Source organism: Pseudomonas sp. 2822-17 (assembly GCF_002742485.1).
In the GTDB taxonomy this organism is placed as follows: domain Bacteria; phylum Pseudomonadota; class Gammaproteobacteria; order Pseudomonadales; family Pseudomonadaceae; genus Aquipseudomonas; species Aquipseudomonas cyclaminis.
Genome location: NZ_LJRZ01000629.1, coordinates 1 through 288 on the forward strand (window position 1 = coordinate 1; position 288 = coordinate 288).

At 36.1% G+C, this 288-nt stretch carries 1 pseudogene; it reads left to right on the forward strand.

The features are described 5' to 3' along the window. Window positions 1-288: pseudogene (locus AOA60_RS23645) on the forward strand (UDP-glucose 6-dehydrogenase); the annotation flags it as partial.

A 288-nucleotide genomic window follows, 5' to 3' on the forward strand; every position in this document is an offset into this window, starting at 1 on the left:
GGTACTGGTTATGTTGGATTATCTAATGCTGTGTTATTAGCTCAACACAACCAAGTGACCGCGGTAGATATCGTGGAAGAAAAAGTAGCGTTAATTAATAATAAGAAGTCTCCTATTGTTGACAAGGAGATTGAAGAATTCTTGGCTACAAAAGATTTAAATCTAGTAGCAACTACAGATCAGCAAAAGGCTTATGAAGATGCTGAGTTTGTTATCATTGCTACACCAACGGACTATGATCCAGCGACAAATTACTTTAATACAAAGTCAGTAGAAGCAGTAATTGAA